Genomic DNA, 23,262 nt, shown 5'->3' on the forward strand with positions numbered 1-23,262 from the left:
CTATATGAATATTAAAAACATTGCGATTATTGCCCATGTCGATCACGGAAAAACAACATTAGTAGACCAATTATTACGTCAAGCGGGGACATTCCGTGAAAATGAGGCAGTTGCTGAGCGCGTGATGGATTCAAATGATCTCGAGCGCGAGCGCGGAATTACGATTTTAGCAAAAAATACAGCAATTGATTATAAAGACTATCGAATTAATATTTTGGATACGCCAGGACATGCCGATTTTGCGGGAGAAGTTGAGCGTATTATGAACATGGTAGATGGTGTGTTATTAGTTGTTGACGCGTATGAGGGAACGATGCCACAAACACGTTTCGTTTTAAAGAAGGCGTTAGAACAAAAATTAACACCTATTGTTGTGGTGAATAAAATTGACCGCCCAGCTGCACGTCCAGAAGAAGTCGTGGATGAAGTTTTAGAATTATTTATTGAACTTGGGGCAGATGATGATCAATTAGAGTTCCCAGTTGTTTATTGTTCAGCTTTAAACGGAACAGCAAGTTTAAGTTCAAATCCAGCGGATCAAGAAGAAAATATGGAAGCTATCTTTGAATCTATTTTAGAAAATATTCCAGATCCAGGAATGGATCCAACGGGGACATTACAATTCCAACCTGCTTTATTAGATTATAATGATTATGTGGGGCGTATCGGAATTGGACGTATTGTTCGCGGAACGATGAATGTGAATCAAATGGTTTCTATTTGTCGCTTAGATGGAAGTGTGCAACAATTCCGTGTAACAAAATTATTTGGTTTCTTAGGATTAAAACGTGTAGAAGTTGAATCAGCAGAAGCCGGAGATATTGTAGCCATTGCAGGATTACCAGATATTAACGTGGGTGAAACAGTTTGTGAGATTGGAAAAGAAGAAGCTTTACCTATTTTACATATTGATGAGCCAACATTAAAAATGACGTTCTCAACCAACTCATCACCATTTTCAGGACAAGAAGGAAAACATGTCACTGCCTCAAAAATCGATGAACGTTTATACCGTGAAACACAACGCGACGTTTCATTATTAGTTGAACGTGTTGGAACGAAAGAGGAATGGGTGGTTTCAGGACGTGGAGAACTTCATTTATCAATTTTACTTGAAAACATGCGTCGAGAAGGATTTGAATTAGAAGTTTCAAAACCTGAAGTTATTATCCGCGAAATTGATGGTGTATTATGTGAGCCATATGAGTATGTTCAAATTGAAGCGCCAGAAGAACATGTTGGAAGTGTTATTGAGGCGATGGGATACCGTAAAGGTCAATTACAAAATATGATTCACAATGAAAACGGTCAAGTTCGTTTAATTTATGATGTACCATCACGTGCGTTAATTGGATTTATGACTGAATTCCTAACTTTAACAAAAGGATACGGAATTATTAACCACACTTTCTCAGACTACCGTCCAATGGAAAAAGGATCAGTTGGTGAACGTAAAAATGGAGCATTAGTCTCAATGGAAAACGGAAAATCAACAAACTACGGATTAATGGGACTTGAAGACCGTGGAATTATGTTTATTGAACCAGGAGCAGCAGTTTATGAAGGAATGATTGTTGGAGAAAATAATAAAGATTTAGACTTAGCGGTTAATGTTACACGTGCGAAACAATTAACAAACTGTCGTTCTGCCGGAAAAGATAATACTGTTGTTTTAAAGAAACCACGTTTAATTACTTTAGAATATGCGTTAGAATACATTAATGAAGATGAATTAGTAGAAATTACACCAGTTTCAGTTCGTCTCCGTAAGAAAATTTTAGATACAAATGAGCGTAAAAAATACGACAAACGTAAACGTAGCGCTGAATAAGACGAAAAATCCTAGGACTTTTATTCCTAGGATTTTTTTTGTATAGAATAGATAAGAATCCCGAAACTAAAAGAGAAAGATTCTTGATGGAAAATTGATGATAACCAAGCTCATTTTAAATAGTCACGTGAAAAATATTTAAAAAAGGTTTATTTTTGTTTGACGGATGTTGACAAAAAAAGCATTCCCATTATAATTAAATATAGTTTATTAAAAGTAAACAAATAGTTTAAAAGGTGTAGCGAGGTGTTAAGGTGATTATAGGAGGAAAAATAAGACGTTTGCGAATGGAACTCCAGCTAACTCAAGAGGAATTAGCGGATCGAACAGAATTAACAAAGGGATATATTTCTCAGGTGGAGCGCGATTTAGCTTCCCCATCGATTGCAACCCTCGTTGACATTTTAGAGGCTTTAGGAACAACGCTTGGCGAATTTTTTGCGGATGAAAAGAAAGATGAAAAAATCGTGTTCCAGCAAGAGGATGTTTTTGTGAAAGAGGAACCTGATTATAATATGACCATCCGTTGGATTATTCCTAATGCTCAAAAAAATGAGATGGAACCGATTATTATCGACCTTCAACCAGGGGGGATGTCCTATGACGATGAACCGCATCACGGCGAAGAGTTTGGGTACGTCTTAGAAGGTGAGGTTGAATTAGTCCTTGGTAATGAACGTTATAAAGTGAAGCAAGGTGAAAGCTTTTATTATAAAGCGGATGTGGATCATAAATTGAAAAACAATTCTAAGAAGCTAGCGTCTGTCTTATGGGTGTCAACACCACCTACATTTTAGTTTGATATAAGGAGGAGTTTCGTGTGACAAAAACACCGTTAATTGAAATTAAAAATTTAACAAAAGAATACGATGGGGATATTATCTTAAAAGGGATTGACTTAACCATTCACGAGGATGAGTTCGTCACGTTATTAGGTCCTTCGGGTTGTGGGAAAACGACGTTATTACGTATTATTGGTGGTTTTGACACGCCGACTTCGGGTGAAGTTGTGTTTAAAGGAAAAGATTTAATTCAAATTCCTTCTTATAAGCGAGAAATTAATACGGTATTTCAAAAATACGCTCTATTTCCACATTTAAATGTATTTGATAATATTGCCTTCGGACTGCGTATGAAAAAGGTGCCGGAGTCAGAGATTACAGAACGCGTAAACCGTATGTTAAAAATGATTAAACTTACTGATTTCGCTAATCGTCGGATTGACTCATTATCAGGGGGACAACAACAACGGATTGCGATTGCCCGTGCACTTGTCAATCGTCCAAAAGTATTATTACTCGATGAACCCCTTGGGGCTCTTGACTTAAAGTTACGCCAAGATATGCAATATGAATTAAAAGAAATTCAACGAGAAATGGGAATTACGTTTATTTTCGTTACCCATGACCAAGAAGAGGCGTTAACGATGTCAGATACGATTGTTGTATTAAACGATGGACTTATTCAGCAAATTGGAACGCCAGTCGATATTTATAACGAACCGCGCAATCGTTTTGTGGCAAACTTTATTGGAGAAAGTAACATTGTAGATGCCATTATGCTTGAAGATTATAAAGTTGAATTTGAAGGGCACGTCTTTGAATGTGTTGACCGTGGATATAATCCAAATGAGGTAGTTGAAGTCGTAATTCGTCCGGAAGACTTACAAATTGTCGATAAGGAGAAAGGGGCCTTTACCGGGGTGGTAGATAGTGTCATCTTTAAAGGGGTGCATTATGAAATTATTGTCATGGTGGAAGGGCGAGAATACATTGTCCATAGTACACAAAGTGCCGAAGTCGGGTCAGTTGTTGGGATGATAGTCGCACCGGCTGATATTCATGTAATGGAGGTAGGGATTTAATTATGCATGAATCAACAAAACGGTTAAGTTATCCATACATCGTTTGGATTTCAATTATTATTATTATTCCGATGCTTTTGATTTTTCTTTATAGTCTGATTGATCCAAGCGATGGAAATCCAATGGCCTTTCGCTTGACTATTGATAATTATGTTAAGTTTTTTAGTCCCATTTATATTTCGACGCTGGCTCGTTCGTTATGGATTGCAGTATGGTCAACTTTGGCATGTTTATTGCTCGGTTATCCGTTAGCCTGGGTCATTGCACAGTGTCATCCTAAAAAGCAGTCATCTTTATTGCTGTTATTCATTATGCCCATGTGGATTAATATGTTACTTCGTACGTATGCATGGATTTCAATCCTTGGAAAGAACGGAATCTTAAACAATATTTTGGAGTTCTTTCATTTAGCACCAGTTGATATTATGTATACTGATTTTGCGATTATTTTAGGAATGGTTTATAACTTTTTACCATTTATGGTATTACCGATTCATACGGCGATTGCGAAAGTCGATAAAAATTTAATTGATGCCGCGCGTGATTTAGGAGCGAACAATCGTCAAGTGTTTTCAAAAGTTGTGTTTCCGTTGACGCTTCCTGGAATTATTACGGGGGTGATTATGGTCTTTTTACCGGCTGTGAGTACGTTTGTGATTCCACAGTTACTTGGCGGAGGACAATTCATGATGATTGGTAACTTGATTGAAAAACAATTTTTATTAACGGGGAACTGGTATTTTGGTTCAGCGTTATCGATGATTTTAATGATTTTTATCTTGTTATCCATTTGGTTAATGAAACGATTTGATTCAGATGGACAAGCAGGGGGTGCACTTCCATGGTAAATAAATGGTTATCACGCTGTTATTTAGCGATTATGTTTTTATTTTTATATGCGCCAATTGCGGTCTTAATTGTGTTTTCTTTTAATGAGTCGAAGTCAAGCGGGAAATGGACAGGCTTTTCGTTGCACTGGTATGAGGAATTGTTACAGGATTCTCAGATGCAAACGGCACTTTTTTATACGATTATTGTTGCTACATTGGCGACGGCCATTTCAACTGTGGTTGGAACCTTTACTTCAATTGGTATTTTTAAGTTAACAAAAAAGACGAAGGCTTTTGTGTTAAATGTTAACTATTTGCCGGTGATTAGTCCGGATATCGTGTTAGCTGTTGCGTTAATGATGCTGTTTAAAACGCTAAAAATGAAGTTTGGATTTACAACGATGTTGCTTGCGCATATTATGTTTTGTATTCCATACGTTGTTTTATCGGTATTGCCACGGTTGTATGCTATGAATCCGAATTTAGCAGAAGCGGCGATGGATTTAGGGGCGACGCCGATGCAGGCGATTCGAAAAGTGGTTATTCCTGAAATTTTACCTGGGATTATGGCGGGGGCATTGATGGCGTTTACGATGTCAATTGATGATTTTGTCATTAGTTATTTTACGGCTGGAAATGGAGTAACAAATTTATCGATTGAAGTGTATTCTATGGCAAAACGCGGGATTCGTCCGACGGTGAATGCGTTGGCAACCATTATGGTTAGCTTCATTCTCGTCTCAGTTTTAATTTCAAATAATTTATCAATTAAAAAGAAAAGGGAGGTGTAATCATCAAATGAAAAAAGGATTGATGATGTTCGTAGCCTCAATTGCTTTATTATTAAGCGCCTGTTCAAGAGATACGCGCGAAAAACTGTATGTGTATAACGTGGGGGAGTATATTGATCGTGAAGTCTTAAATCTATTTGAAGAAGAGTTTAATTGTAAAGTCATTTATGAATTATACGATTCAAACGAGACGATGTATCAAAAAATTAAAGCGGGTGGAACCAATTATGATGTGGCTTTTCCATCTGATTACATGGTTGAAAAAATGATTAAAGATGATTTGTTAATTCCACTTGATTATGACTTGATTCCAAATTTTCAATATATTGATGAGAGATATAAAAATCTCCCATATGATCCCGAAAATTCATATACGGTTCCTTACTTTTGGGGAACGGTCGGTATTTTATATGATCAATCGGTGATAAAAGAACCGGTTGATTCATGGTCCGTCTTATGGGATGATGCCTATAAAGGAAATGTTTTTATGTATGATAGTCAGCGAGATTCGTTAATGGTGGCATTAAAACTGCTTGGCTACTCAATGAATACGCATGATATTGAAGAGTTAGAAGAAGCGAAACAATTATTAATTGATCAACGTCCACTTGTGTATGCTTATGTGACGGATCAAGTCATCGACAATATGATTGCCGGAAATGCCGCATTGGCTGTTGTTTATTCTGGGGATGCAACCTACATTATGGATGAAAATGAAAACATGAACTATGTGATTCCGAAAGAGGGTTCAAATATTTGGGTTGATTCGATGGTTATTCCAAAAACGGCGCAAAATGTGGAGTTAGCTCATGAATTTATCAATTTTATGCAACGCCCGGATATTGCGCTGATGAATACAGAGTACGTGATGTATTCAACGCCAAATACAGAAACCTTAAAAATGGTGGCTGACCAAGAATGGACACAAAATGACGCGTATAGTCCATCGGAAGAATTATTAGCGACCTTACCGATGGAAACCTTCCGTGATCCAGGAGAATTTATTAAACAGTACGATGATATATGGACGCAAGTTTTAGCGGCTCCTAATCGAAAATAAGGGATAATAACTCGTTATTAAAACAAAAGAAAAAACGTTGATTCTGTTAAAGGAGTCAACGTTTTTTCTTTTGATAGGAATTTATCGGTAAGGTTAAGTAAAATGTCGCCCCTCCTAGCGGGGTGTCACAGCATCCAATAGTTCCATTTAACCGTTTAGCTAGTTCGGTAGCGATACTAAGTCCAAGTCCGAAGTTATTTTGATGGGTTCGAGAGGGATCCGCACAATAAAAACGATCAAAGATATAGGGCTTATCTTTTTCTTTAATTCCTTCCCCGTGATCAATGATAGAGAAGGTGATTTGTTTAGAAGTCAGGGTTGTTTTGATTTCAATGCTTGGGGTCTGTTTCGCATGGTGAATGGCACTTTCAAGATAGATGCAAAGAATTTGTAGGAGCCGTTCTGAATCGGTATAAAGGACGGGGTATGTTTCATCTGAAAGGTTTAAGGTTAAAGTAATATTTTTTTGGAGGCAGACAGTTTCGTATTGTTCATAGAGGTGGATTAATAAGGTGTCGATATTGACGGCACTTGGGATGAAAGACCAGTTGTTCGCATCAGAGGAAGCGAGGGTTAATAAATCGTTAACTAATTTTGAGAGCCGATTACTTTCTAAATCGAGGATGTGTAAGTGGTTGAATGTCTGAGGATCATTTTTTAGGTTCCTTTTAAGGGTTTCAGTGTGTGTAATCATGACGCTTAGTGGTGCTTTGATTTCATGGGAGGCTGCTTCTTTGGCCCAAACGATATGAAGGGTGGCAAAGTGTAGTTAAAAGTGGGCTTCTTTTAGCGTTAGGAATTGAGATTGCCCAATTATTTACACTTCGATTGACAGACATTAATGATTTAATCATGAATTCATTTGGTGCCTATTTGGGATTTGTTTTTTATCAAAAATGCATTAAAAGATCTAAATGGTTGAAGGGTGTCGCCCTAGAAGATGAAACCATCCCTCCTTTTTCAACGATAATTTTCGTTTTTTGTGTGATGTTTTTTCTCGGTTCGCTTATTTCAAATGTGATCTGGGAATTAATTTTATTTCGTATGATTTAGTTCATTTGAATGAGGAGTGGAGTCGAGTTAATGAAGCAATTGAGGGGAGTCAATTCCCCTCAATTTTTTTGTGGAGGACATGATTGTCTTTTATCTCATTTATTCGAATCTTTTGACTGTTGAAGTGAATTTTTTTAGGCTATTTTCCTCTTTCCTTAGCGGAATATCGTGGTGATTGTTTTGGAAAAAAAGGTTTATTTTTTATAATTAGTACCGAAAAAATATTTAATTAATATAATATCTTGTGACCAGTTTATAACAGGTTCATATTAATCTAGATTGATTTTAATATATAAATGAGGTGAATATATGAATAGCAATTTTGGAAGTAATCAAATCGATAGTTTGATTATGATTTCGAATGCACGCGGAAGCCACCTTTTTGCTAAGTATGGGCGCGAGGAGTCCCCAGTTTTTAAAATAAAAGCGGTTCAAAATGAATTTGGTAAACCTAAATTACGATTAGCGGTAATGGAAGTCGTTTACCCACAGGATCTTTATCGTGAATTAGATGAACGTGCGGCTGTTTTAAAGGCTATTAATGATAAAATGGTTGTCGTTAAAGAGACGGAAACAACAATTTTATTTGTTCCTGAAATGGGGCAACGGGTATCAACAGTTGAATTACCTGAAGTTGACTGTATTTGTTGTAAATTGGGTGTTAAGTCTCCTGTTTTTGTTAAGGGAGATTGTTCCCAACCAATAACAGGTTGTGTCGATGTTGAAGGAACTTGTCCAGCGCGTAACTTCTTTTTTGTTTGTCAAAAACCACGTCATGGGGTTTTAGAATTGGATCAAAATACAGGGCAATGGGTATATCAGTCACGATGTGAATGCTATGAGAAGGATACATTTGAAATTGTTGTGTGGAATGTATCTGGGGTATGGGTTACACAACGTACGATTATAGATTGTGAACCACAACCCGGGGTGATAGATGTTAATGTAATTAATCCGACATTAACAATTGTTGCTGAATATCCTATCGATGTCAATGTGGCAACTATTCCGCCAGTTGTGGTTAGAACTGAAGGGGAGTCATTAGCCGTTGATGTTGTTGGTGTTGCCAACGTAACAATTGATGGGCCAGTTGAAGTGACAGGGCTTGATATTAACTTTCCAGAAACTATAACAGTAACGACAGCCGAAGATTTAGCGTTAGCGGTCAGTGTAGCAGGTGTACCAACGGTAACGATTAATGGGCCTCTTGAAGTAAATGGAATTGAGATTAGCAACCTAGATGTAAAATTCCCAGAAGTTATGACAATCACAACTGAAGGAGAAGCGCCATTAGCGGTGAGTGTAACAGGAGTATCAAGTGTAACCCTTGATGGAGCAGTAGAAGTTACTGGATTAGACGTAAAATTCCCAGAAGTTATGACAATCACAACTGAAGGAGAAGTGCCATTAGCGGTGAGTGTAACAGGAGTATCAAGTGTAACCCTTGATGGGGCAGTAGAAGTTACTGGATTAGATGTAAAATTCCCAGAAGTTATGACAATCACAACTGAAGGAGAAGCGCCATTAGCGGTGAGTGTAACAGGAGTATCAAGTGTAACCCTTGATGGAGCAGTAGAAGTTACTGGATTAGACGTAAAATTCCCAGAAGTTATGACAATCACAACTGAAGGAGAAGCGCCATTAGCGGTGAGTGTAACAGGAGTATCAAGTGTAACCCTTGATGGAGCAGTAGAAGTTACTGGATTAGATGTAAAATTCCCAGAAGTTATGGCAATCACAACTGAAGGAGAAGCGCCATTAGCGGTGAGTGTAACAGGAGTATCAAGTGTAACCCTTGATGGGGCAGTAGAAGTTACTGGATTAGATGTAAAATTCCCAGAAGTTATGACAATCACAACTGAAGGAGAAGCGCCATTAGCGGTGAGTGTAACAGGAGTATCAAGTGTAACCCTTGATGGAGCAGTAGAAGTTACTGGATTAGACGTAAAATTCCCAGAAGTTATGACAATCACAACTGAAGGAGAAGCGCCATTAGCGGTGAGTGTAACAGGAGTATCAAGTGTAACCCTTGATGGAGCAGTAGAAGTTACTGGATTAGATGTAAAATTCCCAGAAGTTATGGCAATCACAACTGAAGGAGAAGCGCCATTAGCGGTGAGTGTAACAGGAGTATCAAGTGTAACCCTTGATGGAGCAGTAGAAGTTACTGGATTAGACGTAAAATTCCCAGAAGTTATGACAGTAACAACAGCGGAAGGCGCACCGTTATCAGTAAGTGTGGCGGGGGTACCAAGTGTAACGATTAATGGACCAATTAAACTTACTCCGTATGGTATTTATACCGCATCAGCAGAGTTAGGTGATATTCCTGGTGGTGCTGAGGCCCAAGCTTTATTTGATACATCTAAATCTATTGATCAAACGATTTTTGTTAAAATCCGTCCAACGGGGGTAACGGCCTCTATTCAACCAATTGTTGTTCCTGCAGGTGATACAGAAACTTATGCATTAGGGGATCCAATTCAACAAAATTCAAACTTTGCCTTTATTAATACAACACCAGCAAGTAAAGTAGGGGTTAAAGTCACCAATTTGGATACTAGTGCATCGGCTAGTACATTATCAAATCCAGTTATAACAATTGAATCACATGAGCCTATTGAAAAAGGGTAATAGTCTCATTAGGTGATTATTTTTAAAGTATTACATAGAGTTAAAGGCTATAATGGCGTCGTGAATTCCATTATAGCTTTGAGTACTATAAAACTCGTAGGAAATATGCCGGTAATTAGGTTAATATTCTATGAGTTTTATTTTTTATGATTAAGAGGAAATGGGGTAATGGGAATCATTTAGGGTTAAAACATCCGGGATAAAACGTGTTACCCTGCAAAAGAATATAAAGGAAAGGTAAATATGAAGTAATGATAATTCTAAAGTCATCAAACCTTAAAGGAGACCACACGGTGTATGGATATGTGTTCAAAAAAGAAGTTAAAGAAAGTTAGTTAAAATAGAAGGATTAAATAAATTTTTAGGACTATATTGTGCACGAGTGGTAGAGGTTTATCCAAGCTAAATTATTTCTCGTTGCCCATAAATTTCAAAAAGACACTTCTCTTAGAGTCTTTTCGTTGCGTCATATTTAACACTAAAGAAATTAATTTTCTTCTAAATTTTTAGTGATTTATGTCGGTAATTTGTTATATACGTGAAATAATAACCATTTTAATTGTGACAGCATATGATAAAAGGAGGATACCTGGGTAAAAAACTAGGAAGTATTAGGGTGGAGGTGTTTGGATGGAAATAAAGCCTTCTGTGAGTTTATGTATGATTGTTAAGAATGAGGAAGCTTGTTTAGAGAAATGTTTGATGAGTATGCAAGAGTTGGTCAGTGAAGTTGTGATTGTGGATACAGGGTCAACTGACCGGACCATCGAAATCGCTCAAAAATATCACGCTATTATTAAATATTATCAATGGGAGAATGATTTTGCTAAGGCGCGTAACTACTCGCTTTCCTTTGCAACTCAAGATTGGATTCTTGTGTTAGATGCCGATGAATATTTAAGAGAAAGTGATCGTATGTTATTTCAGTCAGCTATATGTGAAAAAAATGTAGATAGTTACTATATCAAAACGCTCAGTTTTACGGAGGATAATAGTCCTCAAAGTTGTGTTATTAATTTAAACCATCGCCTCTTTCGGCGAGATAAAGGGTTTTACTATAAAGGAGCAATTCATGAACAATTGGTGACCGATCAGAGTGTGAACTCACAATTTTCAGAGATTGGATTTTATCATACAGGGTATTTGAAAGAGGTCGTTAAAGCTAAAAATAAACCGTTACGAAATAAGGCCATTTTGGAGGAGTTACTAAAAAAAGATCCAAATAATCCGTTTCATCAATTTAATTATGCAAATGAACTTGTTCAATTAAAGCGTTATGAGGAAGCAATTGAATACTACAATAAAGCATACGCGGTGACGAGCCCTCAACAAGGATATATGCCTAAATTAATGATTTTTAGGATAAATACACTCCTTACGAATCATCAAGAAAAAGAGGCATTAGCGGCAGCAAATGAGGGGATTAAAATATACCCTCATTTTACTTATTTAATGTTTATTAAAGGCACGCTTGAAGAGCGATTAGGATTTATAACAAAAGCGATTCGAAGTTATGAAGCTTGCTTAAAACTTGGAAAACCTGATGTGCAGTTTGAGTTTGCGAGTGCATCGGAGGGGTTATGGCCTCATTTAAAATTGGCAACTCTTTACGGGCGCTATGATGATTACGAGTTAGCGCTTGATCACTATAAGAAGTATTTAATGCTTGATTCTAGTCAATATAAAATTCTATATTCCATCGCCGCCTGCTTAAGTAAAATGGGGATGACGGATAAAGAATTGGCACGGGAATTAGAGGCCTATTTACCTCAAACCCAGGTGAGTTATCAAGTATTGTTGATTGATTTGTTGATGAAACAAAAGTGTTATGAGCTTGCCCAAAGTTATTTAGAGAAAAGTCGTCCTCTAGAAAGAAGTTCACAATTGATTTATTTATACGGAAAAAATCAATTTTATCGCGGAAACTATGAGGAAAGTGACCGTTTTTTTAAACAGTATATCCCGTTTGATTGTTTTAAAACAGTGGAACGCTATTATTATTTAATGTATCTTATGACTAAAAATCAAGATTATAGTGTTTTAAGCTTATCTTATTCTTCTGTTTACTATGAAATAAATAACCATTTAGAGAAACGAGAAGTCACGCCACTAACAGAAGAGGGGTGGAGGACTATGTATTATTTAATTGAGGAACTTTTACTTGGGTCAAAAGAGGAGTGGATTGACCAAATTGAACAGATTATATCACCAATTTTAACCACCAATCAACGGTTAGAGCTTATTCAGGTTTATTTGAAATATCAAGCGTATTGTCGCATTCAACCACAATTGGCCGCATATTTTATTCAGGGAGGGGAACTGAATATCTCAATGATTCAATTGCTAGAAAAGTGGCAGAGAAAGTAACTAATTAAAAGACTTATCTGTTTCCGTCCTCATATCTAAGAAGGGTCCTTTTAAGTAGAGTGGGAGAGTAAATGAGAGTTGCCTGTGAACCTTATCTTAATAATTTCTCAGCGATTCATAGGTAGAGATTTGATAATACAGAAGCTACGGGGTAATTTTTTTAGAATTAACTTAGTCTTCGTACGAAAAAAAGAATAACGTGTTGATGGAATGGGATATAATGATTTTTAAGTTATGAAAGTTAAACATTAAACATAACTGAAACTTTTTTATATTCATCATTTCATATTTTAGAATTCACTTTTCTGTAAAGATTATGATACAATAAAAGGGATAAGAGACTTTTTAGGGGGATGGCGTCATGAATGAGCATTTAAAGGTGTTAGAGATTATACCATCGTATTTATTAGACCTCGTCTATTTTTTAGAGTTATTAGCGGGTCCACCATCGGTATTGACAACAGACGAAGATGAAGTATGTTTACATTATTTCGAGGACTGTTTAAGCGATTATGCGAAAGAGGAGATTAAGCGTATTCAGAAAGTTTTGCCTAAAAATAAAATGGTATCTGAACTTGTTCTTCCGCTGATTTTAGCTGATCAGGATTTTGAGAATTTTCAAATGACGGAGTTATTAGAAGGGCATCGCTATTTAATTTCTTCTTATAAAAAATCACCTGATTATGAGAAGGCGCCGAAAGCCTATAAAAAATTTGTGGCTAAGGATGCCCAGGAGTTACTAGGGGCCCTTATGATGATTGTAGCTGAGCTAGAGCGCGTTAATTTTAAACGTTTTTGGCTTGAAAAGCGCCTGCCACAAATTAATGATAAAATACGAACGTATGAACAAGGAACGGATGTCATGGCACTGCTTGATAAAGTCAATGCGGAATTTCATACGCCTTTTTTATCAGGGCAACGCATTTATTTGTTAAGTTTTAATGTCAATTCATTTGTGGTGAAAGTCGGGGATGTTGTGGTTGGGTCGTTACGTCTTGATCAATCGGCCTTTATCCATTCCCTACTTGAGTGTTGGATGAATCCAGTCATGGTAGAACCTGTGCTAAAACCATTGCTAAGAAGGTTGAGAAAAAATAAAGAGCTTGCGAAACAATATAAATTAGTAAAATCAATCCATCGGACGTTGGACGGGTATGTCGCTTATAGTTTAAAAGTAGCCTTTAGTGCATATCTTGCTGAAAAATTTGGTGCGTTAGAAGAACCACTTACTTATTTAACGCATAAAAGTCAGCGGGCCCTCCTATATTATGATTGGATGACGTTATATCCAAAAGAAACTTCGCAGGCATTAGAGGATTATTTTGTATCGGTGGTGACGGCCATTGAATTAAGTGAGGAAAAGAGGCGATAGGATGCCATCCCCAATTATTCATTTGGATGTATTAGTAAAGCTTTGCCGCTTAATGAATCGGCCACTTTCATCTGCTCTGGTGCTTGGTGTGATTAGTCCGGATGCGATTCATAGACGTTTGAAACAAACATGGGCGGATAAGGCGAAAACGCATTTTTATGAAGAGACAAGCGTGAGTTATGAGTATGCATTGCAGGAGGCCCGCCAACTGCTTCAAGATTCGCCCGCTGATTTCTTAATGGGTTATTTGATTCATTTGTACACGGACTATGTATGGCGTGATCAGGTTTATGCCCCTTATTTTCATGCGTATAAAGATCAGATGCCAAAGTCACTGCTGTATGAACATTATTATCATGATATGGATCAGTTGGATCGACGTGTTTTATCTCAAGCAACGTGGATTGATGAAATTCGTCAACGGTTTATGGAAATCGATTCTGCCGAATGGGCGATGCCATTATTGACTTCACAGGAGCTAATGGGTTGGAAGGATAAGGTTTTAACCCAGGATTTAGTCAATCAACGAGACCTAGAAGCGCTCGATGTGCTTTCTTTGAATGACGTTCATCGTGTTTGCGAGGATCTTTTAGACCAATTAGTTACCTTTTTTGAAAAAACCTAAGTATCCCGCTTAGGTTTTTTTCTTGCATAAAGGGATGGTGCATGATAAACTAATTTCATCAAATTTTGTTGATAAAAAAAGTCAAATGTCGGTGGAGGATAGATGCTTGAAACATTATGATGTGATCGTGATAGGTGGCGGACCCGCTGGATTATTTACCGCTATTGAATGTGCTAAAAAAGGTCAGCGAATTGCCCTTTTAGAAAAAAATAAATCATGTGGTCGAAAACTGTTGATGGCCGGTGCTGGGAAATGTAATATTACACAAGCAGGAGATATGGCTCATTTTTTAACATGTTATGGTGAGAACGCCCGTTTTTTAAAGCAGGCGCTCCTCGCTTTTTCTAATGAGGAGTTGCTCTCCTTCTTTAGAAAAAGAGGATTAGAATTTGTGACGACGGACAAGGGAAAGGTTTTTCCAAAATCATTGAAATCGCAAGATGTGCTCCGTGTCTTGCTTTCTGAATGTGAGCGACGAGGGATTGAGATTCTTTATGAGCAAGCTGTCGAAGAGGTGTTAAAGAACGATGAGACTTTTATGGTGAGGACTTCAAAGGAGTGCTTTGAGAGTCGCGTCGTCGTTGTGGCAACGGGTGGGCTTAGTTATCCGCATACCGGTTCAACGGGAGATGGTTATGTCTTCGCGAAGCGATTTGGCCATAAAATCATTCCAACGAAACCGGCGTTAACGCCACTTAAAGTCAAGAATTATGAATGGTCTGATTTGTCAGGAACGTCGTTTGAAGCGTTATCATACACGCATTGGCGTGGAGGTAAGAAGTTAGGAGCTTATCAAGGGGACTTCTTATTGACGCATTCAGGGGTCTCAGGACCAGGCATTATTAATTACTCGCGTTATATGCAAGCGGGGGATGTGATTAAGTGTAACTTTGTTGGAGCCGATTCAATTGAGTTGTTTAGAAGCAAATTAACGAAACGATTAAGTGAAGGAAAGAAGACACTCGTAAAAACCGTGGTACGTGACCTTCCATTAACGAAGCGTTTTGCGGATAAAGTTCTTGAATTATGTGGAATAGGCGAAGAGCTGAAGTGTGCGGAGTTAACGAAAGCAACGCGACAAAAGTTATTGACAACACTCACCGAATATGAGATGGAAGTTAAGGAACTCGGTGGGTACCATGTGGCAATGGTGACAACGGGAGGGGTATCCCTTAAAGAAATTAAGCCAAAAACGATGGAGTCGAAAAAGATTAGCAATTTATACTTTGTCGGGGAAGTGCTAGATATTGACGGTGACACTGGTGGATATAATATTCAGGCAGCGATGTCGATGGCCTATTTGGCGGCAAAGGCCATTAGTGAACAGTAAACACCCTAAGTTCGGTGAGATAGCATTGACAGAACAAAAGGGGATAGCTATACTTAAAGATAAGTTTTAAAAAGTTTCTTATATCATAGATTAGCTAAAAGGTAGAATAATAGTGATGTTGATATAGAGATGGAGAAATTTGTCGTTTAAAAGGAGTTACCAATATGAAAAAAACTCATTCCATTAAAACCGTGGTTGCGATTGGGATTGGCGCGGCAATTTTTGTTGTGCTTTCTCGATTTGCATCCATCCCTTCAGGAATTCCAAATACAAGTTTAGAAACAGCTTATGCTGTTTTAGCATTGATTGCGGTGCTTTATGGTCCCCTTGCTGGTTTTGCGACGGGATTCATCGGCCATTTTTTAAAGGATGTTCTTATTTTTGGGTCCCCTTGGTTCAGTTGGATTATCGCCTCAGCGATGATTGGCCTAGTTCTTGGATTGGCATCCCGTTTGCTCAAAATTGAGGATGGTTATTTTGGGTTAAAAGAGCTAATCCTTTTTAATGGGGCGCAAATTATGGCTAATATTGTTGGGTGGTTTTTAGTCGCCCCAACGCTTGATGTACTTATTTATGCTGAACCTTTGGATAAAGTTTATCTACAAGGGATGGTAGCCGGATGTGCGAATATGATAACGGTTGGAATTTTAGGTTCGCTTTTAGTGAATGCTTATGCGAAGACGCGGGTAAAAAAGGGAAGTCTAACGATGGAAGATTAGCCATCAGTACAAAGTGATTCATTCTTCAAGAAAGGATCACTTTTTTTGGTTCTTTGTCAAATAGTGTGGGTGAATAAAATCTATACATATAATCGGGAGGAATTAGGCTATTCTTTAGATGGTTTGATTCCTCTTCTTTTTTTGTTCAAAAGTGTATTTATGAATAATCAAAATTCTTGCTTTGAAATGGTAGAAACTACGGTATCCAAAAGCGATTCGCTTAATGACTTTGATATTGTTGTTAATTCCTTCAAGTACTCCATTTGTATAGGGAGTTTCGATAGTATTTTTGACATAATCTTGATAATGAGTGAGTGTTTTTAAAGCTGTTTTCATTTCGTGTGAAAGCAGGTCAGAGGGATGTTGAATGGCATGATGAAATATTTCAAGGTTACGAAGTTTAATAGCCTGTTGGACAGTTTGGTAGAAATCATAAGTCTCCTTTAGTTCAGGGTCTAGGGCTAATAAAAAGTCAATAATTTCTTGTTGAGAGATCATCTTTTTGAAGCAGTTGGAATAGAAGTAATGAGTGGCATTAAGATCTTCTTGGGCTTTTAAGAGAAGTCGCCAATAATGTTTGAATTTATTATAAAACTCTTTATTTTGATTCATGAAACGAATGCGTGTTTTATTAAGAGCACGAGAGACTAGTTGAACGATATGAAATTTATCTAAAACAATCTTAGCCTTAGGGAATACCTCTTTAATGAGTGTCATATAAGGGGCGTACATGTCAATGACGACGTGGGTTACACCTTCACGAGCTGCTTTAGAAAATCGCATAAAATAAGTCCTTAGTGTACTTAAGCGACGGTCTTCAACGATATCAATTAGCTTTCCATTGGACGCATCACAAAAAATGAAGGACATTGCTCCCTCGGCCGATTTAACCGACTTAAACTCGTCAAAACAAAGAACTTTTGGGAGAGAATTAAAGGGAAGCGGCTGTTCTTCATAGGAAGAATGAATGACGCGGTTAACGGTTGAATGAGAAACGTTAAGCTCACGTGCAATATCTGTTTCGGATTTCTTATGACTAGCTTCTAAAAAGATGGCTTGTTTTACGGGAGTGGAAATAAAACAATTAGGGTTAACAAGAGATGTTTCTAGGGTAAATGTTCGGTCACAATGACGGCATTTATAACGTTGTTTTTTTAAGTCTAGATAAGCATCAAATCCGGAAATTTTGACTAGCTTAATACGTGAAGTTTTGAAGCCGTGTTTAATGATATTTGAGTCAAAAGAATGACCACAGTGGTAGCAATGAGTCGGTTGAAAAGAAAGAGTCCCTAAAATAAGTTTAGAACGAACATTCTTAATCTGAGTTTCCTGGATACAATTTTCTGAAAAAGTAATATTTTTATCTTTTAAATCAAGTAAAGTTGAGATACAATTAGTATGAGACATAAAACCAATCCTTTCGTGTTGTTTTAGCCGATTACATTGTATAGGATTTTGGGGACTATGTCTCTTTTTTTTGTCTCAATATTTATGGCAATCAAAAAGGTGTGAGTAATCCCACCCACACCAAAAATTATAGAACCCTTTTTTTATGTTAAAAGGTTAAATCGTGATTAAAGGAGGAAGCATTTGACCATGATGATAGTTATCATGGTTTTTTAAAATCCATGTTTCACGCATTTAAAGAACAAAATTATGTGTTATTCGACAAAGGTGTGTTATAATATGAAGGTTGACGCTAATTAAACGGGCGTTCTTTTTGATTTAGTGTATCGTTTATTCTTTTATGGTAAAAATCTATGGTTTATAGAGATGTTAAATGTAGTTGTTAGAGTCGAGAGAAAGGATGGGACGGATGAAAAAACCGATGATTGAATTTGAAAATTTTAGCTTTCAGTACCATGTCCAATCATGTCCAACCCTTAAGCATATTCAGTTAACGATTTATGAAGGTGAAAAAGTCCTGATCGTTGGGCCATCGGGATCAGGAAAAAGTACGTTGGCTCATTGCATTAATGGGTTAATTCCTCATGTATACCGTGGAGAAACAACGGGATCTTTTAAAATTAAAGGACAAAATGCCCTTACGCAATCCATTTTTGAACGATCAATGGTTGTGGGAACGGTATTACAAAATCCAGATGACCAATTTATTGGGTTGACAGTCGGAGAAGATATTGCGTTTAAATTAGAAAATTTAAACGTCAATAAGAAACAAATGGAGCAAATGGTTCAACAAGTTGCTGAGCTTGTCGATGTAGATACTCAATTGTCAGCCTCTCCTCATGAACTTTCAGGAGGACAAAAGCAACGGGTGACGCTTGCTGGTGTGATGGTCGATGACATTGATATTTTATTATTTGATGAGCCGTTAGCGAGTCTAGATCCAGCAACTGGAGTGAAAACGATGGCCCTTATTGAGGAAATCCACCAACGAACAAATAAGACCATTGTCATGATTGAGCACCGGTTAGAAGATGTTCTTTCGCAGAAGGTTGATCGTATTATTGTGATGAATCATGGGGAAATTGTAGGAGATTTAACGCCTAATCAATTATTGGCTTCTCCCTTGCTTCAAGAGGTGATGATTCGAGAACCGCTTTATATAAGTGCGCTAAAAGAAGCAGGTTGTGAGATTCATGAATCGATGAATCCACAGTCTCTATCCACCATGGATTTAACGGGATGTATCGATCGATTAAAAGATTGGTTTGAAACAACAACAGCACCGATTGGGCGAGAGCATTCTGACGTTATTTTATCTTTTGATGAGGTAAGTTTTGGCTATTCACCGACGCATCAGGTGCTAAATCAAGTCTCATTTGAAATTCACCGTGGGGAAATGGTCAGTTTGGTTGGGCGAAATGGAGCAGGGAAATCGACCCTTTCTAAACTTATTAGTGGGTTCTACCAACCATCATCCGGTCACATTTGGTTTAAGGGCGAAGATTTAACCCAGGCGACGATTAAAGAACGTGCAAGTAAAATTGGTCTGGTGATGCAAAACCCTGGACAAATGATTTCAAAAACCATGGTTTTTGATGAGGTGGCATTTGGACTTGTCGCAAGAGGCGTTGATCAGGAGGAAATCAAGCGTCGAGTTTATGAGACATTAAAAATTTGTGGGTTGTATCCTTTCCGCAATTGGCCGATTTCCGCTTTGAGTTTCGGACAAAAGAAGCGGGTTAGTATTGCTGCAATTCTAGTCTTAAATCCAGATATTTTAATTTTGGATGAACCAACTGCTGGGCAAGACTTAAAGCATTACACTGAAATCATGGAATTTTTAAAAACGCTCAATGAGCGTGGAATGACGATTTTAATGATTACACATGATATGCATCTGATGCTTGAATATACAACCCGTGCGCTTGTGATGGCTGAGGGACGTTTAATTGGTGATGCACCCACTTATCAGGTGATGAGTGATCCGGCGTTAATAGAGGCGGCTCATTTAAAACAAACCTCTCTTTATGAATTGGCTAACGCGACTGGTGTCGATCCAGAAGCCTTTATTTATAAATTTATTACCCATGAGAAAGGAGGGAGATAAGCTTGAGTCCAAAATTACTCGCTTATATTGAGAAAGACTCGTGGATTCATCGGTTGACGGGAAGTACGAAACTCCTTTGTTTTCTAATGTGGTCGATGACAGCGATGTTAAGTTACGATACGCGTGTGTTAATGGTCATGCTTTTTTTAAGCTATTTAATGTTTAAGATTTCAAGAATCGATTTTAAAGAGATTGCCTTTGTGTTTTACTTTATTTTAGCTTTTTTAGTGATTAATAATCTAGCCGTTTTTTTGTTCTCTCCTTATGAGGGGGTTCATATTTATCATACCCGACATGATCTGGTAAAACTAATCGGACCGTATACGCTGACGTGGGAACAGTTGTTTTATCAGTTCAATATGACCTTAAAGTACTTAACAATTATTCCAATTGGGTTGATTTTTTTAGCAACGACGCATCCAAGCGAGTTTGCGGCTTCCCTCAATAAGATTGGAGTGAGTTACAAAATTGCGTATTCCGTTGCGATTGCTATGCGTTATATTCCAGATATTCAACGGGATTTTATTGAGATTTCACAGGCCCAGCAAGCACGCGGGATTGATTTATCACGAAATGAAAAATTATTAAAGCGTCTTAAAAATATGGGAGCTATTTTAATGCCTCTTGTGTTAACAAGCCTTGATCGAATAGAAACGATTAGTTACGCCATGGAGTTACGTTCATTTGGAAAGTATAAAAAACGGACGTTTTATAGTGAACGCCCGTTTCGAAAACAGGATGGATTTGCCCTTTTAGGAATGGGGGGACTGATGATTCTCTTTTTATGGATTACGTTTTCTAATGGTTCACGTTTTTATAATCCATTTCTTTAGGTTGATCTATTCAAGTCATGTTGTCCTGCGCTTAGAAGGGGGACTAATTTTTATAAAATACTAAAAACCACTCCCGCAGACGAGTGGTTTTTAGTATTTTATAAAGATATAACGAGTCGGTTAAATGAACGCGTTAAAACGCCTTCTTCTTCTACCTTAGAATTTCTTATACTTTTGGGAGGACGCCATTCTTCTTCCAATTATAGAAGACGCTGATTTGAAAAGTGGGGGCGTCTTTTACCTTCTCTAAAAATGTTGCTGCTTCTTCATCGGCCGTGTAAATGGCTTTGACGCTAGGATAAAGCTTAAGCACTTGATCGTAACGGTAAGTGTTGTCACATATCGTATGCGGTCCAGAGTGCCATCGAATGAGCATGATTTCTTCAATTGTGAGTCGAATATATTGCTGGGCTATCATGACGCTTTTTTCACCGTGTCCAAGCGGTAGTTCGTCGATATACTCGTAAGTAAAATAACATTCACGCTCTCCCTTTTGATTAGTTTTAAGCTTGAGTGTCGGATGAAAGACGTTAACCTTACATAGATCATGGAGATAGCCGGCTAAATAGATGGTTTCACGTGAAAGTCCGAGATGAAACATCTCATTTTTTTGTAGTAATAATTCTACTACGTTATGACAGTGAATGGAAAGTCCATGGGGATAGTTACCGTGTCCTTTGACACTCGCTGGTGCCGTAAAATAATCACTTTCTTGGGTTAAAAAATGGATCAGTTCGTGTATTCCCTCTCGATTCACTTGATGAAGGCGACCTAAGATAGTTTGTTTAATGCTCATAAAATCGATACTCCTTTCTTCATATGTTTTTAAAATATGGGACAAACGCTTCGAAACTTAAGGTGCAAATGTTGACAAAAAATACACTCATCAGTAAACTATATATAAACCATATAAACAGAAGTGCTTTCTACATTTCATATGGCAACTGAAAGATTCGATATAGAGGATGTGCAAGACAAAGGATGGTCTAGCTAAATCGTTTACAAGGTAAACAGGTTTAGATTCCTTTTTTAAACGTCTCTCACTCTTAATTCATATTCCATTGTCTGATAAAGGAAGCGTAGATTGGTAGGAAAGGTTTAGAACCTTAGGAGGAGGAAAGTGATGAAATCAGATCAAAGGAAAGGAAATCCATGGGCGTTATTGCCACTTGGTCTCTTTTTAATTTTATTCATTGGAAGCGGAATCATGACAGGAGATTTCTACTCGATGCCCGTTCTTGTAGCATTTTTATTCTCGTCAATTGCCGCGTTCGTCATGAATCGTCAACAGTCGTTTCATGAAAAGGTAGGTATATTTTGTAAGGGTGCTGGCCAAGAAAGTATTATGATGATGGTCATGATTTTTTTATTGGCGGGCGCATTTTCCGGTGTGGCCAAAGCGATGGGGGGCGTTGATGCGACTGTACAATTAAGCTTATCGTTGCTTCCACCTCATTTAGTGGTGGTTGGACTATTCATTATTGCAGGATTTATCTCCGTTTCTATGGGAACATCGGTTGGAACGATCACGGCTTTAACGCCTGTTGGACTTGGTGTTGCGCAGGCAACGGGAATTGATGTTGCACTTGTCGTTGGAGCCATCGTCGGTGGTGGAATGTTTGGAGATAATTTATCTATTATTTCAGATACGACAATTGCGGCGGTGAGAACGCAAGGGTGTGAATTAAGAGATAAGTTTAAAGTTAACTTTTTAATTGTTTTACCCGCTGCGATTTTAGCCCTGATTATTTTACTGGCGTTAACCTCACAGTATGAGGTTACGCTGGATGCTGTGTATCAAATTGAGTGGTTAAAGGTTGTTCCATATTTATGTATTTTAGTTGGGGCTTTAATGGGAATCAATGTCTTTATTTTACTTGGAAGCGGAGTGGCCCTCGCAGGGGTGATTGGATTTATGACACATGCCTTGACGTTACAACAATTCATTGACGCTATTTCACAGGGAATGGCGGGGATGCAGGAGTTAGCCTTACTTTGTTTAGTTGTAGGTGGTGTGTTAGAACTCATTAAACATCATGGTGGAATTGATTATTTATTGTATTTGATCAAATCACGCGTTCGCTCTAAAAAAGGAGCAGAATTTGGTATTGCAACGCTCGTGAGTGTGATGGATTTAGCAACAGCGAATAATACGATTGCCATTGTCATGGCAGGACCATTGGCAAAGGAAATTGCTGAGGAGTATGAAATTGATCCGCGTCGTAGTGCAAGCTTACTTGATATTTTTTCATCGTGTTGGCAAGGGCTTATTCCGTATGGAGCGCAAATTTTAGGGGCGGCAGGTCTTGCAGCTATTTCTCCGATGGAAATTGTAAAATATGTTCATTATCCAATGCTAATGGGTGTATTCGGAATTTTGGCGATTATTTTCGGATTTCCAAAATTAAAAAAATAAAGCGTTTAAGGGCAGTATCGCGT

General features: G+C 37.8%; 19 protein-coding genes. 16 read left to right on the forward strand and 3 right to left on the reverse strand.

The window, feature by feature from the left end:
• Window positions 1-4: 4 nt before the first annotated feature.
• The 6 genes from typA to AC6I0I_RS05500 all read left to right on the forward strand — a co-directional run bounded on the left by typA (window position 5) and on the right by AC6I0I_RS05500 (window position 6,376).
• Window positions 5-1,831, forward strand: a complete 1,827-nt coding sequence (typA, locus tag AC6I0I_RS05475; RefSeq protein ID WP_262953970.1) for a translational GTPase TypA — start codon at window positions 5-7, stop codon at window positions 1,829-1,831.
• 254 nt (window positions 1,832-2,085) lie between these two features.
• The gene (locus AC6I0I_RS05480) at window positions 2,086-2,628 is read left to right on the forward strand and encodes a helix-turn-helix domain-containing protein (protein ID WP_262953969.1); all 543 of its coding nucleotides are present in this window, start codon (window positions 2,086-2,088) and stop codon (window positions 2,626-2,628) included.
• A 23-nt stretch (window positions 2,629-2,651) separates the two neighbouring features.
• Window positions 2,652-3,695, forward strand: coding sequence for a spermidine/putrescine ABC transporter ATP-binding protein (gene potA / locus AC6I0I_RS05485; RefSeq protein WP_262953968.1), 1,044 nt, complete (start codon window positions 2,652-2,654; stop codon window positions 3,693-3,695).
• A 2-nt stretch (window positions 3,696-3,697) separates the two neighbouring features.
• Window positions 3,698-4,543, forward strand: coding sequence for an ABC transporter permease (locus tag AC6I0I_RS05490; protein WP_262953967.1), 846 nt, complete (start codon window positions 3,698-3,700; stop codon window positions 4,541-4,543).
• Window positions 4,537-5,316 carry an ABC transporter permease gene (locus tag AC6I0I_RS05495; protein ID WP_262953966.1) on the forward strand — a complete coding sequence of 260 codons (780 nt, stop codon included), beginning with the start codon at window positions 4,537-4,539 and terminating at the stop codon, window positions 5,314-5,316. The genes AC6I0I_RS05490 and AC6I0I_RS05495 overlap by 7 nt, the downstream gene beginning before the upstream one ends.
• A 7-nt stretch (window positions 5,317-5,323) precedes the next feature.
• Window positions 5,324-6,376: an ABC transporter substrate-binding protein gene (locus AC6I0I_RS05500; RefSeq protein ID WP_262953965.1), complete on the forward strand. Its 1,053-nt coding sequence runs from the start codon at window positions 5,324-5,326 to the stop codon at window positions 6,374-6,376.
• Window positions 6,377-6,431: 55 nt separating this feature from the next.
• Here AC6I0I_RS05500 and AC6I0I_RS05505 read toward each other — a convergent pair whose 3' ends face one another.
• On the reverse strand, window positions 6,432-7,124 hold the full coding sequence (locus tag AC6I0I_RS05505; RefSeq protein WP_497993669.1) for a sensor histidine kinase: 693 nt from the start codon (window positions 7,122-7,124) through the stop codon (window positions 6,432-6,434).
• On the opposite strand from AC6I0I_RS05505, the gene AC6I0I_RS05510 reads away from it, so the two are divergent.
• From AC6I0I_RS05510 to AC6I0I_RS05540, 7 genes are all read left to right on the forward strand, one after another.
• Window positions 7,103-7,429: a VanZ family protein gene (locus tag AC6I0I_RS05510; protein WP_411040344.1), complete on the forward strand. Its 327-nt coding sequence runs from the start codon at window positions 7,103-7,105 to the stop codon at window positions 7,427-7,429. The genes AC6I0I_RS05505 and AC6I0I_RS05510 overlap by 22 nt on opposite strands.
• Window positions 7,430-7,738: 309 nt before the next feature.
• Window positions 7,739-10,063 (forward strand): hypothetical protein, encoded by a 2,325-nt coding sequence (locus tag AC6I0I_RS05515; protein ID WP_497993660.1) that lies wholly within the window; start codon window positions 7,739-7,741, stop codon window positions 10,061-10,063.
• A 630-nt stretch (window positions 10,064-10,693) separates the two neighbouring features.
• Window positions 10,694-12,430, forward strand: coding sequence for a tetratricopeptide repeat-containing glycosyltransferase family 2 protein (locus tag AC6I0I_RS05520; RefSeq protein ID WP_262953937.1), 1,737 nt, complete (start codon window positions 10,694-10,696; stop codon window positions 12,428-12,430).
• 361 nt (window positions 12,431-12,791) lie between these two features.
• Window positions 12,792-13,802 carry a hypothetical protein gene (locus tag AC6I0I_RS05525; RefSeq protein WP_262953936.1) on the forward strand — a complete coding sequence of 337 codons (1,011 nt, stop codon included), beginning with the start codon at window positions 12,792-12,794 and terminating at the stop codon, window positions 13,800-13,802.
• A gap of 1 nt (window position 13,803) precedes the next feature.
• Window positions 13,804-14,427: a zinc dependent phospholipase C family protein gene (locus AC6I0I_RS05530; protein ID WP_161832491.1), complete on the forward strand. Its 624-nt coding sequence runs from the start codon at window positions 13,804-13,806 to the stop codon at window positions 14,425-14,427.
• A gap of 106 nt (window positions 14,428-14,533) precedes the next feature.
• Window positions 14,534-15,757, forward strand: coding sequence for a BaiN/RdsA family NAD(P)/FAD-dependent oxidoreductase (locus AC6I0I_RS05535; protein ID WP_262953935.1), 1,224 nt, complete (start codon window positions 14,534-14,536; stop codon window positions 15,755-15,757).
• 164 nt (window positions 15,758-15,921) lie between these two features.
• Window positions 15,922-16,476 carry an ECF-type riboflavin transporter substrate-binding protein gene (locus tag AC6I0I_RS05540; RefSeq protein ID WP_262953934.1) on the forward strand — a complete coding sequence of 185 codons (555 nt, stop codon included), beginning with the start codon at window positions 15,922-15,924 and terminating at the stop codon, window positions 16,474-16,476.
• A 114-nt stretch (window positions 16,477-16,590) separates the two neighbouring features.
• Here AC6I0I_RS05540 and AC6I0I_RS05545 read toward each other — a convergent pair whose 3' ends face one another.
• On the reverse strand, window positions 16,591-17,883 hold the full coding sequence (locus AC6I0I_RS05545) for an ISL3 family transposase (protein ID WP_497993661.1): 1,293 nt from the start codon (window positions 17,881-17,883) through the stop codon (window positions 16,591-16,593).
• Between the two features lie 409 nt (window positions 17,884-18,292).
• Between AC6I0I_RS05545 and AC6I0I_RS05550 the strand changes: the two genes are divergently transcribed.
• Together AC6I0I_RS05550 and AC6I0I_RS05555 are read left to right on the forward strand one after the other, a co-directional pair.
• Entirely contained in the window at window positions 18,293-19,990 is a 1,698-nt protein-coding gene (locus AC6I0I_RS05550; RefSeq protein WP_262953956.1) for an ABC transporter ATP-binding protein, read from the forward strand.
• A gap of 2 nt (window positions 19,991-19,992) precedes the next feature.
• Complete coding sequence (locus AC6I0I_RS05555) at window positions 19,993-20,823, forward strand: energy-coupling factor transporter transmembrane component T family protein (protein WP_262953957.1); 831 nt, start codon at window positions 19,993-19,995, stop codon at window positions 20,821-20,823.
• A 166-nt stretch (window positions 20,824-20,989) separates the two neighbouring features.
• Here AC6I0I_RS05555 and AC6I0I_RS05560 read toward each other — a convergent pair whose 3' ends face one another.
• Window positions 20,990-21,619: an HD domain-containing protein gene (locus AC6I0I_RS05560; RefSeq protein ID WP_262953958.1), complete on the reverse strand. Its 630-nt coding sequence runs from the start codon at window positions 21,617-21,619 to the stop codon at window positions 20,990-20,992.
• 327 nt (window positions 21,620-21,946) lie between these two features.
• Between AC6I0I_RS05560 and AC6I0I_RS05565 the strand changes: the two genes are divergently transcribed.
• Window positions 21,947-23,239 carry a Na+/H+ antiporter NhaC family protein gene (locus tag AC6I0I_RS05565; RefSeq protein WP_161832485.1) on the forward strand — a complete coding sequence of 431 codons (1,293 nt, stop codon included), beginning with the start codon at window positions 21,947-21,949 and terminating at the stop codon, window positions 23,237-23,239.
• The last annotated feature ends 23 nt before the right edge of the window (window positions 23,240-23,262 follow it).

This window comes from Turicibacter sp. St.80E1, from assembly GCF_059728495.1.

Bases quoted from the DNA above. Each gene is read 5' to 3' on its own strand.
- typA (WP_262953970.1), top strand. From the start codon at position 5: ATGAATATTAAAAACATTGCGATTATTGCCCATGTCGATCACGGAAAA.
- AC6I0I_RS05490 (WP_262953967.1), top strand. From the start codon at position 3,698: ATGCATGAATCAACAAAACGGTTAAGTTATCCATACATCGTTTGGATT.
- AC6I0I_RS05495 (WP_262953966.1), top strand. From the start codon at position 4,537: ATGGTAAATAAATGGTTATCACGCTGTTATTTAGCGATTATGTTTTTA.
- AC6I0I_RS05500 (WP_262953965.1), top strand. From the start codon at position 5,324: ATGAAAAAAGGATTGATGATGTTCGTAGCCTCAATTGCTTTATTATTA.
- AC6I0I_RS05515 (WP_497993660.1), top strand. From the start codon at position 7,739: ATGAATAGCAATTTTGGAAGTAATCAAATCGATAGTTTGATTATGATT.
- AC6I0I_RS05520 (WP_262953937.1), top strand. From the start codon at position 10,694: ATGGAAATAAAGCCTTCTGTGAGTTTATGTATGATTGTTAAGAATGAG.
- AC6I0I_RS05525 (WP_262953936.1), top strand. From the start codon at position 12,792: ATGAATGAGCATTTAAAGGTGTTAGAGATTATACCATCGTATTTATTA.
- AC6I0I_RS05530 (WP_161832491.1), top strand. From the start codon at position 13,804: ATGCCATCCCCAATTATTCATTTGGATGTATTAGTAAAGCTTTGCCGC.
- AC6I0I_RS05540 (WP_262953934.1), top strand. From the start codon at position 15,922: ATGAAAAAAACTCATTCCATTAAAACCGTGGTTGCGATTGGGATTGGC.
- AC6I0I_RS05545 (WP_497993661.1), bottom strand. From the start codon at position 17,883: ATGTCTCATACTAATTGTATCTCAACTTTACTTGATTTAAAAGATAAA.
- AC6I0I_RS05550 (WP_262953956.1), top strand. From the start codon at position 18,293: ATGAAAAAACCGATGATTGAATTTGAAAATTTTAGCTTTCAGTACCAT.
- AC6I0I_RS05560 (WP_262953958.1), bottom strand. From the start codon at position 21,619: ATGAGCATTAAACAAACTATCTTAGGTCGCCTTCATCAAGTGAATCGA.
- AC6I0I_RS05565 (WP_161832485.1), top strand. From the start codon at position 21,947: ATGAAATCAGATCAAAGGAAAGGAAATCCATGGGCGTTATTGCCACTT.